Raw genomic sequence first — 13,816 nt, forward strand, 5'->3', positions numbered from 1 at the left:
GCCCATGCCCCTTCTGACCCCCGCAGATGCCTCACCCCGCCCAGCGGACCCGCCTACCTCGGTCGGTGAGCGAGCGCCAGCGAGACGAAACGTCGCAAGCCAGGATGCGCTCGTCTGTCCATGCCCGTCGTGCACGATGGTGCAATCCACGCGACGTGCGCTCGCCGGGCAAAGCTCCGGAGGTCCGAGGCCCTTCGGCGATCAGGTCCCGGCCTCAGGGCCAACCCAGCGCCGGAGCCACGTGCTTCAGGATCGCCTCGATGGCGTGAATGTTGTCCGCCACCCGCCAACTGATCGGGAGGGGCGCCCAGGCTCAGCTGTCACGCTTCTGCCTTGTGCTGACGACGACGCGAGTGCCCGCGATGAGATCGTGGGGTCCTCGCCTGTCTTTCTGGAATGCGACGAACGCGATGTAGACAAGCGGGATCAGGTCGGCTGCGACAACCGTGACCATCAGCCAGAGCGGGAACCCGTATTCACCGTTCGCGGCATTCGCGACGATGTTCCACACCGCGAAGTGCGCGATCTCCCAGGGGAGCAGCTTGACGACGGTGCGGATGGCGATCCGACCCCGCGAAGGCCGGCCCTCATCCTTCGCATTCACAACCCGCAGGCCAAGGGCTCTCTTCCCCACGGTTGCCTGTCTTGTCGAGGCTTCACCCAGGTAGAGATAGACGCCCACAGGTAGCACCAGAACAAGAAACCCGAGGAACTGTGCCCCGGGGGCGCCCAGAGCCAACCAATTGAAGAATTCACCGGTGATGGAGGAGAGGATGAGCATCACCATGGCGAGCGCCGCCATCCAGCCCAGGATCAGTGCATAGTCCACAAGCAGCGCCCGTAAGCGCACACCGAACTTCGGCCGAAGAACGGGAGCGCTTGACGTCATACCGTCACGTTAGTTGTGACGACGGAATCTGTTGCAGCGACAGGGCAGGGAACCCTGCCGGTTCAGCGCCAGCCCAGCGCCGGAGCGACGTCCCGAAGAATCGACTCGATGACGTGAGTGTTGTACTCGACTCCGAGCTGGTTCGGGACGGTGAGCAGCAGGGTGTCCGCGGCCGCGATGGCCTCGTCCTCCGCGAGCTCCGCGATCAACGTTTCCGGATCGGCCGCGTAGGAGCGTCCGAAGATCGCCTGACCGGAATCGATCATCCCGATCTGGTCGTTCTTCTCCCGGTTGATGCCGAAGTAGCGGTGGTCCTCCGGGGTGGTCAGCGCGAAGATCGACCGGCTCACGGAAACCCGAGGTTCGCGCTCCCACCCGGCGTCCTTCCACGCTGCGCGGAAGCGCTCGATCTGCTTGCGCTGCTGCACGTGGAACGGCTCGTCGGACTCGTGGTTCTTCAGCGTCGAGCTCATCAGGTTCATGCCGAGTTGCGCGGTCCATTCCGCGGTCGCGTCCGACCCGGCACCCCACCAGATGCGGTCACGCAGGCCGGGGGACTGCGGCTCGATGCCGAGCGGACCGGCGTACGGGTTCGGGAACATCGGTCGCGGGTTCGGCTCGGCGAACCGGGCGCCGTCGATGACCTTCAACATCACCTCGGTGTTCTGCCGGGCGACGTCCGCCATCGTCATGCCCTCCGGGGCGCCGATGCCGAAGTACTGGAAGCCGTCGACGACCTGCTCGGGTGAACCACGGCTCACGCCGAGCTGCAGTCGGCCGTCGGAGATGAGGTCCGCGGCCCCGGCGTTCTCGGCGAACATCAGCGGGTTCTCGTACCGCATGTCGATCACGCCGGTGCCGATCTCGATTTTCGATGTCTTCGCGCCGATCGCCGCCAGCAGCGGGAACGGAGACCCCAGCTGCTGCGCGTAGTGGTGCACGCGGAAGTACGCCCCGTCCGCGCCGATCTCCTCCGCCGCCACGGCGAGGTCGATCGACTGGTGCAGCACGTCCGACGCCGACCGCGTGCCGGAGTCGGGGTGGTCGGTCCAGTGGCCGAAGGAGAGAAAACCGATCTTCTTCATACGTGTATGCAACCGCATGGACCCAGGATGATTCCCACGGACCGCCGGAATCTGACGGCGTTGGCTCAGAGCCGCGCGTGCGAAGAAAGGACGTCACAAAAACGCAGATATTTTGTGACCAAAAGAAACGTGAAATGAGCCTCTTCGGGCGAAATAGCAGGCTTTTCAAGCCGGGCAGTCGGTGCTCTTGACAAGCTTATTTTTGAGCGTAAAGTAACCCTTCAATCGAAGGGGATCAGGTGTCTGAGTCCACAACCGTCAAAGACATGCGTCGCGCGAACCGCGCCCAACTGCTCCGGCACCTGGTGCGCGGCGGCGAATCCTCGCGGAGCGCGCTGGGCGAGGTCACCGGATTGTCTCCCGCGACGGTGACGAACGTCATTTCCGACCTCATCGCCGACGGAATCGTCATCGAGCAGGGTCAAGGAATCACGAAGCCTGCCGGCGGTCGTCCGCGGGTGCTCGTCGACGTCAAGCGCGATGCCGCGTGGATGTTCGGTGCCGACGTCGGTGAGAACGCCGTCACCGTCGGACTGTTCGACCTGACGATGAACCGCATCGGCGAGCGGACCTACCCGTTCCCGAGCCGTCGCATCACGCCGGACGAGGTGATGGGACTGATCGAGCAGGGAACGATCGAGCTTCTCGCCGGACACCGCGGCACCCGTCCACCCGTGCTGGGCTTGGGCCTGGGCGTGCCGGGCATCGTTCAGACGAGCATCGATGAGGACGGACACCGCCACGACGTCGTCCATGCACAGGTGATCGGGTGGGAGAGCGAGTCATTCGACGAACTCAGCCAGCGCCTCGGAATGCGCGTCTTCATCGACAACGGGGCCAAGACGACCACGGAAGCCGAGTCCTGGTTCGGGTCGATCCGCGGCGAAGCCGATGGCATCGTCGTGCTGATCGGTACCGGAGCCGGTGCCGGCATCGTCTCCAACGGCGCCCTGGTGCGCGGCTCATCCAGCAGCGCCGGCGAATGGGGCCACACCAAGATCAGCACGGACGGGGTGCGTTGCCGGTGCGGTGCTCGCGGATGCGTGGAGACGTTCGTCGGCGCGGCAGCTGTGCTCGATGCCTGGCGCGAGCGCGGCGCCGGGACCGAGAATGCCGAACCGCACGCCGTCGGAGAACTCTTCGCCGAGGCCGAGACCGGCTCACCTCGCGCCGTGCATGCGGTGGAAGACCTCGTCGACCATCTCGGCATCGCGCTGTCGAACCTCGTCAACCTTTACAACCCGCGCCACATCGTGCTCGCCGGCTGGTTCGGCGATGTCATCGCCACCCACCGACTCGATGCGGTCACCGCCGCCGTCAAGCAGAACAGCCTCTCCGTCGCCGCCGCAGACGTCACCATCGGGCGCTCCTCGCTGGGTGCCACAGCCGTCGCGCTCGGTGCGGCGATCCTCGCCCTGGATGAGTTCATCTCCTCGGGCGAAAGCCTGCCCGGACCATCGTCACCGCCCGAAGTATCCCGCACCATCTCACCGCAGCACCCGAAAGGACAATGATCATGAAGAAGAGTCTCTGGACCACCGCCGTCGCGGTCGCCGCGATCGGCCTGGCATTGAGCGGTTGCAGCAGTACGAATCCCGCGACCGGAGGAAGCGCGACCGCGAGCGAATCGAAGACCATCGCGTTCTTGATGCCATGCTCCACCTGCGCCGACCGCTTCGAGTCGAAGGACAAGCCGTACTTCATCGACGCGGTCCACGCGATCGACCCGTCCATCACCGTCATCGCCAACAACGCGCAGGGCGATGAGGCGAAGCAGATTTCGCAGACGGAGTCGGCCCTGACGAACGGCGCGAAGGTGATCGTCGCCAGCCCCTACACGGCCAAGGCCGGTGCGACGATCGTGAGCAAGGCCGAGGCGGACGGCGCCAGTGTCGTCGCCTATGACGGCATGATCGACGGCGCGATCCCTGCCGCCTACGTCTCCTTCCAGAACGAGAAGGTCGGTCAGCTTCAGGGGCAGTACATCCTCGATCATGCGCCCGCCGGCGGCACTGTCGTCATGATCAACGGTGACGTCACCTCCGCACCGGGCCTGGCGTTCAAGAAGGGCGCACACTCCGTGCTGGATGCCGCCTTCAGCTCGCACAAGCTCTCACTAGGCTACGAAACCGACATCTCCGGATTCGACGGAGCCAAGGCGCAGGCCGCCATGGAGCAGGCGCTGACCAAGCTGAATAACAAGGTTGACGCCGTGTTGGTGCCCAACGACGGCATGGCGACCCCGATCATCGCCGCGCTCACCGCTCAGCATCTGGCGGGCAAGGTGATCGTGACGGGCCAGGACGCCACCGATCCGGGACTGTCGAACATCATCGCGGGAACGCAGTCGATGACCGTCTACAAGTCGATCAAGGACGAAGCCGCCGCCGCGGCGAAGATCGCCGTGGCCCTGCTCAACGGCGACACCGCAGCAGTGAAGGCCGACACCAAGGACTCCGTCAAGAACGACACCGGTGAGGTTCCGGCCGTGCTGCTGGAGCCCGTCGTGGTCGACAAGGACAACATCGCAACGACGGTGATCAAGGACGGATTCTCGGATTGGAAGAAGATCTGCGTCGGCGCGGCGGAGGCACTGTGTCCGTCGAAATGACCGACCGGGAGCGTTCGCGCACCGCAGACGCGGACGCTCCGCCCCTCCTCGAACTGCGCGGCGCATCGAAGGCCTACGGCAACGTCCAGGCGCTGACCGACGTTGACTTCACGGTGCGTGCCGGTGAGGTCGTGGCGCTCCTGGGAGACAACGGCGCAGGAAAGTCGACGCTCGTCAAAGCCATTGCGGGTGCGAACCAGCTGACCAGCGGTGAAATGCTGATCGCCGGCTCGCCCACGACGATCAGCTCGCCGGCCGAGGCTTCCCGCCACGGCATCGAGACGGTGTACCAGGACCTCGCCCTGTGCGACAACCTCGACGTGACGGCGAATCTGTACCTCGGGCGTGAGCTGCGGGTGCGGTCGTTGGGGATGATGGACCAGATCGCGATGGAGAAGAGTGCTCAGGCTGTCATCGCGGATCTCGCGGCCACGATCCCCAGTCTGGATCGACTCGTCTCCGGGCTGTCGGGCGGGCAGCGCCAGGCCGTGGCCGTGGCCCGTGCCGCGCTGTGGGGATCTCGAGTCGTGCTGTTGGACGAGCCGACGGCGGCCCTCGGGGTCGCGCAGACCCACATGGTCTATGAGTTGGTGCGCAAGCTTCGAGACCGGGGCATCGGCGTCGTCGTGGTCACCCACAACATGGCGGATGCGTTCGCGATCGCCGACCGCATCACCGTGTTGCGGCTGGGTCGAAACGCGGGAGAATTCTCGCCCCTGCGGAACACTCCCGAGCAGGTCGTCGCCGCCATCACCGGGGCCGACACCCTGAACGGCGGGCACGGCAGATGACGACGACTCCTCTCGCCCGCCCGCTCGAGCGCCGGCCGCGACGCGTCAGCCTGCCGCAGGACTGGGGGCCGTATGCCGTCGTCGCGGGCCTCGCTGTGGTCTGGATCGTGTTCCAGCTGCTCAACGAGAACTTCCTCTCGCCCCGAAATCTGTCCAACCTCACTCTGCAGATCGCGGTGCTCGGAACCGTGTCGGTGGGCATGGTGCTGGTGCTCATCCTGGGCGAGATCGACCTGTCGGTCGGTGCGATCGCGGGAGTGAGTGCGGCGACTCTCGCGCTGCTGTCGACGAACCTCGGTCTTCCGGCGTGGCTGGCGATCCTCGCCGGCCTCCTCTTCGGCGCGATCATCGGACTCCTGCAGTCCCTGGTCATCGTGTTCATCGGGATTCCGTCGTTCATCGTGACGCTGGCGGGGCTGCTGATCTGGCAGGGCGTGCAGTTGATCCTCATCGGATCCAACGGTCAGATCGCCCTGAACGACCCATTCCTCAAAGCGATCGCGTCGACCTATCTTGCGCCCGCCGCCGGGTGGGTCATTGCCGTGCTCGTGGCGCTGGTGAGCGTGGTTGTCCTGATCGTGGGGCGCGCCCGGAGGGTGGCGGCCGGTCTTGCCGCGCGGTCGCTGAGCACGACGGTGGCGCTCGGCGGCGCCGTCGTCGTCTTCACCCTGGCCGTGACATGGCTGTTGAACGCGTACTTCGGCATTCCGTGGGTGCTGCTGATCCTGCTGGGTCTGACGGCCGTGATGAGCGCGGTGATGCGCCTGTCCCGGTTCGGACGGCACCTCTACGCGATCGGTGGAAACAAGGAGGCGGCTCGCCGGGCGGGCATCCGCGTGCGCGGAGCGACCGTGACGGTGTTCGTGATCGTCGGCGTGATCGCTGCGCTCGCCGGCATCATCGAAGCCTCCCGTCAGTTCTCCGCCTCCAGCGCCCTCGGTGGGGGCACCTTGCAACTGAACGCGATCGCCGCTGCGGTGATCGGGGGGACGAGTCTGTTCGGTGGGCGGGGGCGGATCTATCACGCGGTGCTCGGAGCGCTCGTTGTCGGCAGCGTCGAGAACGGTCTCGACTTGCTCGGTCAACCCGCGGCCATCCAGAACATCGCCACCGGACTCATTCTCGCGCTCGCGGTCACGGTGGACGCGCTCGGCCGGCGGCGCGATCAAACGCGCGGCGGGGCACGTTAGGGGCTGTGATGACGGAGAAGGACTTCCCTCCGGGGTTCCGATGGGGGACGGCGACGGCGGCGTACCAGATTGAGGGAGCGGTCGCCGAGGACGGGCGTGGCCCGACGATCTGGGACGACTTCGTCCGCAGGCCCGGAGCGGTCCGGCGTGGGGACACCGGGGACATCGCGTGCGATCACTATCACCGCTGGCACGACGACTTCGATCTCCTCGATGAGCTGGGAGTGAACGCCTACCGCTTCTCCATCGCCTGGTCGCGCATCCTGCCGGACGGCGCCGGCCGGATCAACGGCGCGGGCCTGGACTTCTACGAGCGGCTCACCGACGATCTGCTGCAACGCGGCATCTCGCCGATGGTGACGCTGTACCACTGGGATCTCCCGTCGGCGCTGCAAGCGCGGGGTGGTTGGGCTGCGCGTGAGACCGCCGACAGGTTCGGCGAGTACGTCCGCGTCGTGGCCGACCGACTCGGTGATCGCGTGCCGCAGTGGCTCACGCTCAACGAGCCGTACTGTTCGGCCTTCGTCGGCCACCTGGACGGTCTGCACGCGCCGGGCATCCGGGACGAGGCGACGGCGGTCACCGCGGTTCACCATCTTCTCCTCGCGCACGCGCGAGGAGTGGAGGCGTTGCGCGCGGCGAACGTCGTCGGCGAGGTCGGGATCACCCTCAATCTCACTTCCGTGCGACCGGCCAGTGCTGACTCGGACGACGTCGCGGCGGCCCAGCGCGTGGACCTGTTCGAGAACCGCCTGTTCCTGGACCCGCTCTTTCGCGGGCGATACCCGGACGACGCCCGATCGTTCTATGCCGGTGTCACCGATTTCGCATTCGTGCGGGACGGCGACCTGCGGGCCATCTCAGCCCCGCTGGATTTCATGGGGGTGAACTACTACGAGCGTCACGCCGTCGAGGCGAACCCGGCCGATCCGGTGCGCGGCTGGCACCGGGTCCCGCCGGAGTCTCCGACGATCACGGGAATCGCCGTCGAACCGCAGGGCCTGCGCGAGGTGCTGGAGCGTGTCACACGCGAGTACACGCCCCTCCCGGTGTACGTCACCGAGACCGGGCTCGCCCTGTTCGACTACGCGGATCCGTCGGGGGCGATCAACGACGCCGAACGTGAGGAGTACTTCCGCGCCCACATCGACGCCGCCCGGCAGGCGATGCACGCGGGAGTTCCGCTGGCCGGTTTCTACCCGTGGTCGCTGATGGACAATTTCGAGTGGGCGTGGGGATACGGGTGTCGTTACGGCATGTACTACGTGGACTACGCCACCCAGCAGCGCATCCCGAAACGAAGCGCACTCTGGTACCGCGACTTCCTCGCGGCCCGTGAGGTGCCGCGCCTCACGCCCGTTCGGGCGGCGGAGTGAACAAGCCTGATGCTCAGGCCTGCGCCGGCGGACCGTAGGACAGCCGGTCGAAGATGAGCACGCTCTCCGTGATCTTCCCGTCCGCGACGGTCAAGAGCTCGGCCGCCGGGGTGATCGCGGTCGCGGCGGTCTGCGGGTAGTAGAACAGTGCCACGCGGTCGCCGTCCACGAACTCGGCGATCTCGCCGATGCCGGTGAGCCTCGGTGCGAACCCGCCGATGAACTGCCGATAGGCGTCCTTGCCGTCCAGATCGACGCCGGGAGCTCGGCAGGTGATGTCGTCGGCGACGATGCTCATCGCGGCGTCGATGTCGCCGCTCGTCCAGGCGTGGTGATACCTCTTCACGGTGTCGATAGCGGTGTCCATGGGATCCTCCTTGATCAGTCCGGCAGGGGTTGCCAGTCGTCCGGTCCGGTGTCTCCGCCAGCGCCGGCGATCGCGAGGCGCGGCAGGAAGTTCGCCCACCCGTCGGCGTGGCCGCGCACCTCGGTGTCGGGCAGGTCGGAGTGGCAGAGATCGACCCGCGTCCCGCCACCGATCCGGGTGAGCCGGAACTCCACCGTCGAGGCGCCCTCCGGCAGGTCCGCGCTGCCCGGGAAGCCCCAGCTCACCACCACGCGGCTCGGCGGCTCGACGTGCAGATACCGGCCCCGGACCGGATGTCCGGCGATGTTCACGGCGAAGCGTCCGCCCGGCGTCGGGTCGAGATCGGCGTACTGGCCCATCCAGGCCGTCATGCCGTCGTTGCTGGTGAGGTATTCGAACACCGTCTCGGGGGGAGCGGCGATGTCGATGGAGTCCCGGAACTCAGCCATCGGAGGCCTGCTGTCGGGATTCGATGGCGGACTTGAGATCGGCGAGCTTCGCAGGCCAGAAGTCGTCGAGGTAGGACCGCACCGCGGCCAGCCCGTCGGTGTCGATGGCGAACAGGTGGCGGGTACCCTCCCGCGTTCCGACCGCGAGACCGGCCTTGCGCAGGACACCCAGATGGTGGGAGGTCGTCTGCTGCGACAGTCCGACCGCCTCGGCGATCGCCCCGACCGGCTGCGGCTCCGTGCGGATCACGCGGAGGATCGCTCGGCGATTGGTGTCGGCCAGCGCGCGCAGTGCCAGGTCCAGGTCCACGGCAGCCTCGGCGTTCATGTCGGTCCTCCTCGATCTTCTGCGCACACACTAACACAAATTCAGGTTTGTACTTATAGAGGTTGGTGGAATGCCGCCGGCTCATTCCCGCCGAGCGTCGCCGGGATCCGGACGAATGCGCCGCGCAGTGTCACACGGCACGGAAATCGACGGTGCGGCCGGTAGGATCGCCGCAACGGCACGGACGCCGTGTGCGGACGCACACGTTCCCGCGTCCGCGAACCTCCACCGCAAGGACTGACATGACGCGCATCTCTGATTCCGGCTTCTCCGTTGCGATCGTCGGCGCCACCGGCCAGGTCGGCACCGTGATGCGCGAGATCCTCGTGGAGCGTGCGTTCCCGATTCGCGACCTGCGCCTGTTCTCGTCCTCCCGCTCGGCCGGCACCGCCATCGACTTCGGCGGCGTCGAGATCATCGTCGAGGACGTCGCCACCGCCGACCCGGCCGGCATCCAGATCGCGCTGTTCTCCGCCGGTGCCACCGGCTCCCGCGCACACGCTCCGCGCTTCGCCGAGGCCGGAGCCGTCGTGATCGACAACTCCAGCGCCTGGCGCATGGACCCCGACGTCCCGCTCGTGGTCAGCGAGGTGAACCCGGAGGCCACGGTCAACCCGCCCAAGGGCATCATCGCCAACCCGAACTGCACCACCATGGCCGCGATGCCGGTGATCAAGCCGCTGCACGACGCGGCCGGCCTCGAGCGCCTCATCGTCTCGACGTACCAGGCCGTCTCCGGCTCCGGACTCGCCGGAGCGCAGGAACTGCTCGGTCAGGTCGAGGGTGTCCTCGCGCAGGGCCCGGAGCGCGTGCTCGGTCTCGTCCACGACGGCGACGCCGTCGACTTCCCGCAGCCGGACAAGTACATCGCCCCCATCGCGTTCGACGTGCTGCCCTTCGCCGGCAACCTCGTCGACGACGGCGAGAACGAGACGGACGAGGAGAAGAAGCTCCGCAACGAGAGCCGCAAGATCCTCGGCATCCCGGACCTCCGCGTCGCCGGCACCTGCGTGCGCGTCCCCGTCTTCACCGGGCACTCGCTGTCGATCCACGCTGAGTTCGGCGAGGACATCACGCCGGACCGCGCGCGTGACATCCTCGCGTCCGCCCCCGGTGTCGCGCTCGAGGAGGTGCCGACGCCGCTCCTGGCCGCAGGCAAGGACCCGAGTTACGTCGGTCGCATCCGTCAGGACCAGTCCGCGGCCGAGGGCAAGGGACTCGTGCTGTTCATCTCGAACGACAACCTCCGCAAGGGCGCCGCGCTGAACGCGGTCCAGATCGCCGAGGTCGTCGCGAAGAACATCGGCGACTGACACCGACTTCACCCTCGACACGCGCTCGACGCGGGGTTACCGTGACCCCGTGTCGAACAACGCGTACCTCACGACCACCGAGCCGGACACGATCTACCCCTCTGTCGTGCTGCCGGATTTCGAGCAGGAGGAGTCCGGCATCGCCGTCGATGCGAACGCCGTCCCGCTGCTCTGGCTCGCGCTGTTCCGATCCGACGACCTGGTGACGGCCGACGTCTACGACCCGCCCGAACCCGACGACACCGAACCGGAGTGGGGGGAGGACGAGGAGGAGGACGACGAACCCGACGACCGTGACGACGTCGATATCGAAGCGACGGCTCCGGTCACCTCGAAGGCGGAAGCCCTCGACCACCTTGCCGAGGCGGTTCCGATCCTCGAAGATGCGCTGGACGCACGGCTCAGTCCCTACGCCGACATGCTGCGCGCGGCGGTGACGGACACCGTCGGTGCGGCGGTCACGATCGAGTGGGATGAGGTCGAGTCGCTCTGGGCGCCGGACAGCTTCCTCCCGGCGGTCCGCCGGGTGTGGGCGGCGCTGGACCGCGGGTCCTTCGATGCTCAGGACCGTGCGGCGCTCGTGGACCTCACCGCGCTCCGGCCCGCCCCGATCCCGGACGTCCGCATACTGCTGGACGGTGCGCCGACCTCCGTCGATGATGAATGGAACCACACCCGCGTGCTCGGCTCCGCGCTCGCGCGGCCGGTCCCGTGGGAGCCGTCCGACGTCTCGTGAGCCCTGTTCCCAGTCGGTTTCCGTAGCGTGACCCGGGATTTCCGTAGCCGCGCGCTCGGCGCGAGCCCGTGCCGCCTCTGCATAATGCAGGAGACGGGGACACGGAGGTCGACATGGCGCGCAGTCCGATCGGGCGTCGCTGGGTCCTTGACGCGCACGACGGGGTCATGACCACGACCGCGCTCGTGCAGGGCTTCGCCGGAGCGGGCGCGAGCCAGAACGTGGTCGTATTCGCCGCCGCCGCCCTGATGGTCTCCGGTGGGCTGGCGGTCGGCGCCTCCGCCTACTCGGAGATCGCCCAGGAGCGTGCCGCGCAGGTCCAGCTCATCGCCGAGGAACAGGACGACGTCGTCCGGGACCCGGCGACACACGAGGCCTTCCTCCGCGCGCACTACGTCCGGCGCGGGTTGGCCAGCTACCTGGCCGACATCGTGGCGCGCCAACTCATGACGCGCGACGCGCTGGGTGCGAACCTCGAGGCTGAGTTCGGGATCATCGCCGCCCCGCCGCCGCGGCGCGAGGCCTGGTGGGCGGCCCTGCGCGCACTGCTGGGCTACATGACCGGGGCCCTGCCCATCGCGCTGTTCATGCTGTTCTTCCACGGCCCCTGGCGGGCGGTCGTGATCATCGGTGTGGCGACCCTGCTGCTCGCCCTCACCGGAATGCTCTCCGCGATCTCGGGCGGTGGAAACCTCCGGGCGGCGGTCGTGCGATCCGTCGGGACGGGACTGTTCGTCGCGATCGCGTCCTACCTCGCCGGCCTCGCGTTCGAGCTTCTCGACACCGTGGTGCCGGAGATCGAGGTCAGCGGCTGAGCCGGGTCAGGTGTGCATGAACTGCGCGAACCAGCTGAGGTACAGCGCGGGAGCGAGGACCTGGAACAGGACGGCCAGGACGATGATGATCACCGATGCCAGGGCGCTCACCGACAGGACGATCGCGATCACGGACCACACCGCCTGGCCGACGGTCCGCGCTGTGGAGTCCGTTTCGACGTCCTCGCTGTGCAGCAGGATGTCCGTCGGCTCGATGACCTCGACCGACATCGGGGCGGGCGGCGCTGCCGTGTGCTCGGTCATGCGCCCGACGGTAGCACCGTCGCGAGCGCCCGGGTGGGATCACGCCGCTTCCGTCCGCGACAAGAACGGCGCATCTTTCGTCCGCAGAGGCCGCCCCCGGCAAAGGCACGCCCGATCGCGGCCTAGAATCGTATGGTGACTGAAACGGTAGATGTCGTCCTCATCGGCGGTGGCGTGATGAGTGCCACCCTCGGCACTTTCCTCTCCGAACTGCAGCCGGACTGGAAGATCACCGTCTTCGAGCGTCTGAGCGACGTGGCGCTGGAGAGCTCGAACGCGTGGAACAACGCGGGCACCGGGCACGCCGCGATGTGCGAGCTGAACTACATGCCCGAGGGCAAGGACGGCTCGCTCGACCCGACGAAGGCGATCGGCATCAACGAGCAGTTCCAGCAGTCCCGTCAGCTCTGGTCGACGCTCGTCGAACGCGGCATTCTGGACGCCCCCTCCACGTTCATCAACTCCGCCCCGCACATGACCTTCGTGCGCGGCGAGAAGGACGTCTCCTACCTCAAGCGCCGGTACGAGATCCTGAAGGACCAGCCGCTGTTCGACGGCATGGAGTACTCCGAGGACTCCCGCGTGATCAACAAGTGGGCGCCGCTGCTCATGCAGAAGCGCCGCAAGGAGGACGAGCCCTTCGCCGCGACGCGCGTGCCGTCCGGAACCGACGTCGACTTCGGTTCGCTGACCCACCAGCTGTTCAAGAACCTGAAGCAGCGCGGCGCCTCGGTCCTGACCAACACGGAGGTGCGCAGCCTCAAGCGCATGAGCGACGGCACGTGGCGCGTCCGCTACCGCCGATCGCTCGGTCACACGCCGGCCGAGATCCGCGCGAAGTTCGTGTTCGTCGGCGCCGGCGGCTGGGCGCTGAAGCTGCTGCAGAACTCCGGCATCCCCGAGATCAAGGGCTACGGCTGCTTCCCGATCGGTGGCCAGTGGCTGATGACCTCGAACCCGGAGATCGTCGCCCAGCACCACGCCAAGGTGTACTCGCAGGCGTCCGTCGGCGCGCCGCCGATGTCCGTCCCGCACCTGGACACCCGCGTGGTGGACGGACAGACGTCGGTCCTGTTCGGCCCGTTCGCGACGTTCACGCCGAAGTTCCTCAAGCAGGGCAACCTCACCGACATCGTCACGCAGGTGCGTCCGGACAACCTCGGCTCGATGCTCAAGGTCGCCTTCACGAACTTCGACCTGATCAAGTACCTCGTCAGCGAGCTCGCCAAGAACCACAAGCGCAAGGTCGACAGCCTGCGCGAGTTCATGCCGACCGCGAAGGACGAGGACTGGCAGCTGCTGCAGGCCGGTCAGCGCGCGCAGGTGATGAAGGGCGGTGCGCTGCAGTTCGGCACCGAGGTCGTCGCGCACTCCGACGGTTCCATCGCGGGCCTGCTCGGCGCTTCGCCGGGTGCCTCGACCGCGGTGTCGATCATGCTGAAGCTGCTGAAGACCTGCTTCCCGGACCGTATCGATGGCTGGGCGCCGACGCTCACCGCGCTCATCCCGAGCTACGGCGAGACGCTCAACGACAAGCCCGCGGCGGCCGCTGCCGAGACCGAGGCGACGGCGAAGATCCTGGAAATCCACGCCTGAGTCGCG

The 13,816-nt window shown here is 67.3% G+C and carries 15 protein-coding genes; 9 read left to right on the forward strand and 6 right to left on the reverse strand.

Features of this window, described 5'->3' with window-relative positions:
- Positions 1–313: 313 nt before the first annotated feature.
- Positions 314–889 (reverse strand): RDD family protein, encoded by a 576-nt coding sequence (locus BN1193_RS00985; RefSeq protein ID WP_094770199.1) that lies wholly within the window; start codon positions 887–889, stop codon positions 314–316.
- Between the two features lie 62 nt (positions 890–951).
- Positions 952–1,974: an LLM class flavin-dependent oxidoreductase gene (locus tag BN1193_RS00990; RefSeq protein ID WP_040163256.1), complete on the reverse strand. Its 1,023-nt coding sequence runs from the start codon at positions 1,972–1,974 to the stop codon at positions 952–954.
- A 239-nt stretch (positions 1,975–2,213) separates the two neighbouring features.
- On the opposite strand from BN1193_RS00990, the gene BN1193_RS00995 reads away from it, so the two are divergent.
- From BN1193_RS00995 to BN1193_RS01015, 5 genes are read left to right on the forward strand one after another with little or no spacing between them, the layout of a single operon-like run.
- Positions 2,214–3,488: an ROK family transcriptional regulator gene (locus BN1193_RS00995; RefSeq protein ID WP_141396595.1), complete on the forward strand. Its 1,275-nt coding sequence runs from the start codon at positions 2,214–2,216 to the stop codon at positions 3,486–3,488.
- 2 nt (positions 3,489–3,490) lie between these two features.
- Positions 3,491–4,585: a sugar ABC transporter substrate-binding protein gene (locus BN1193_RS01000; RefSeq protein WP_040163603.1), complete on the forward strand. Its 1,095-nt coding sequence runs from the start codon at positions 3,491–3,493 to the stop codon at positions 4,583–4,585.
- Entirely contained in the window at positions 4,570–5,376 is an 807-nt protein-coding gene (locus BN1193_RS01005; RefSeq protein WP_230206371.1) for an ATP-binding cassette domain-containing protein, read from the forward strand. The genes BN1193_RS01000 and BN1193_RS01005 overlap by 16 nt, the downstream gene beginning before the upstream one ends.
- On the forward strand, positions 5,373–6,566 hold the full coding sequence (locus BN1193_RS01010) for a sugar ABC transporter permease (protein ID WP_052460313.1): 1,194 nt from the start codon (positions 5,373–5,375) through the stop codon (positions 6,564–6,566). The genes BN1193_RS01005 and BN1193_RS01010 overlap by 4 nt, the downstream gene beginning before the upstream one ends.
- An 8-nt stretch (positions 6,567–6,574) precedes the next feature.
- On the forward strand, positions 6,575–7,942 hold the full coding sequence (locus BN1193_RS01015) for a GH1 family beta-glucosidase (RefSeq protein WP_052460314.1): 1,368 nt from the start codon (positions 6,575–6,577) through the stop codon (positions 7,940–7,942).
- 13 nt (positions 7,943–7,955) lie between these two features.
- On the opposite strand, the gene BN1193_RS01020 is transcribed toward BN1193_RS01015, so the two are convergent.
- The 3 genes from BN1193_RS01020 to BN1193_RS01030 are packed head-to-tail and all read right to left on the reverse strand — an operon-like array spanning position 7,956 to position 9,086.
- On the reverse strand, positions 7,956–8,309 hold the full coding sequence (locus tag BN1193_RS01020) for a nuclear transport factor 2 family protein (protein ID WP_040163259.1): 354 nt from the start codon (positions 8,307–8,309) through the stop codon (positions 7,956–7,958).
- A gap of 14 nt (positions 8,310–8,323) precedes the next feature.
- A complete protein-coding gene (locus tag BN1193_RS01025) occupies positions 8,324–8,758 on the reverse strand; it encodes an SRPBCC family protein (protein ID WP_040163262.1) in 435 nt (144 codons plus the stop codon).
- The gene (locus BN1193_RS01030) at positions 8,751–9,086 is read right to left on the reverse strand and encodes an ArsR/SmtB family transcription factor (RefSeq protein ID WP_040163265.1); all 336 of its coding nucleotides are present in this window, start codon (positions 9,084–9,086) and stop codon (positions 8,751–8,753) included. Before BN1193_RS01030 ends, BN1193_RS01025 begins: the two co-directional genes overlap by 8 nt.
- Before the next feature lie 242 nt (positions 9,087–9,328).
- Here BN1193_RS01030 and BN1193_RS01035 point away from each other — a divergent pair, with 242 nt between their 5' ends.
- The 3 genes from BN1193_RS01035 to BN1193_RS01045 all read left to right on the forward strand — a co-directional run bounded on the left by BN1193_RS01035 (position 9,329) and on the right by BN1193_RS01045 (position 11,950).
- Complete coding sequence (locus tag BN1193_RS01035; RefSeq protein WP_040163267.1) at positions 9,329–10,399, forward strand: aspartate-semialdehyde dehydrogenase; 1,071 nt, start codon at positions 9,329–9,331, stop codon at positions 10,397–10,399.
- Between the two features lie 49 nt (positions 10,400–10,448).
- Complete coding sequence (locus BN1193_RS01040; protein WP_040163269.1) at positions 10,449–11,135, forward strand: hypothetical protein; 687 nt, start codon at positions 10,449–10,451, stop codon at positions 11,133–11,135.
- Positions 11,136–11,248: 113 nt separating this feature from the next.
- Entirely contained in the window at positions 11,249–11,950 is a 702-nt protein-coding gene (locus BN1193_RS01045) for a VIT1/CCC1 transporter family protein (protein WP_052460315.1), read from the forward strand.
- Positions 11,951–11,956: 6 nt separating this feature from the next.
- Here the strand turns inward: BN1193_RS01045 and BN1193_RS01050 are convergent, their stop codons facing one another.
- Entirely contained in the window at positions 11,957–12,214 is a 258-nt protein-coding gene (locus BN1193_RS01050) for a hypothetical protein (protein WP_040163272.1), read from the reverse strand.
- Between the two features lie 132 nt (positions 12,215–12,346).
- Between BN1193_RS01050 and mqo the strand changes: the two genes are divergently transcribed.
- The gene (gene mqo / locus BN1193_RS01055) at positions 12,347–13,810 is read left to right on the forward strand and encodes a malate dehydrogenase (quinone) (protein ID WP_040163274.1); all 1,464 of its coding nucleotides are present in this window, start codon (positions 12,347–12,349) and stop codon (positions 13,808–13,810) included.
- The last annotated feature ends 6 nt before the right edge of the window (positions 13,811–13,816 follow it).

Source organism: Microbacterium gorillae (genome assembly GCF_000826185.2).
GTDB lineage: Bacteria > Actinomycetota > Actinomycetes > Actinomycetales > Microbacteriaceae > Microbacterium > Microbacterium gorillae.

Bases quoted from the DNA above. Each gene is read 5' to 3' on its own strand.
- BN1193_RS00985 (WP_094770199.1), bottom strand. From the start codon at position 889: ATGACGTCAAGCGCTCCCGTTCTTCGGCCGAAGTTCGGTGTGCGCTTA.
- BN1193_RS00990 (WP_040163256.1), bottom strand. From the start codon at position 1,974: ATGAAGAAGATCGGTTTTCTCTCCTTCGGCCACTGGACCGACCACCCC.
- BN1193_RS01000 (WP_040163603.1), top strand. From the start codon at position 3,491: ATGAAGAAGAGTCTCTGGACCACCGCCGTCGCGGTCGCCGCGATCGGC.
- BN1193_RS01010 (WP_052460313.1), top strand. From the start codon at position 5,373: ATGACGACGACTCCTCTCGCCCGCCCGCTCGAGCGCCGGCCGCGACGC.
- BN1193_RS01015 (WP_052460314.1), top strand. From the start codon at position 6,575: ATGACGGAGAAGGACTTCCCTCCGGGGTTCCGATGGGGGACGGCGACG.
- BN1193_RS01020 (WP_040163259.1), bottom strand. From the start codon at position 8,309: ATGGACACCGCTATCGACACCGTGAAGAGGTATCACCACGCCTGGACG.
- BN1193_RS01025 (WP_040163262.1), bottom strand. From the start codon at position 8,758: ATGGCTGAGTTCCGGGACTCCATCGACATCGCCGCTCCCCCCGAGACG.
- BN1193_RS01030 (WP_040163265.1), bottom strand. From the start codon at position 9,086: ATGAACGCCGAGGCTGCCGTGGACCTGGACCTGGCACTGCGCGCGCTG.
- BN1193_RS01035 (WP_040163267.1), top strand. From the start codon at position 9,329: ATGACGCGCATCTCTGATTCCGGCTTCTCCGTTGCGATCGTCGGCGCC.
- BN1193_RS01045 (WP_052460315.1), top strand. From the start codon at position 11,249: ATGGCGCGCAGTCCGATCGGGCGTCGCTGGGTCCTTGACGCGCACGAC.
- BN1193_RS01050 (WP_040163272.1), bottom strand. From the start codon at position 12,214: ATGACCGAGCACACGGCAGCGCCGCCCGCCCCGATGTCGGTCGAGGTC.
- mqo (WP_040163274.1), top strand. From the start codon at position 12,347: ATGGTGACTGAAACGGTAGATGTCGTCCTCATCGGCGGTGGCGTGATG.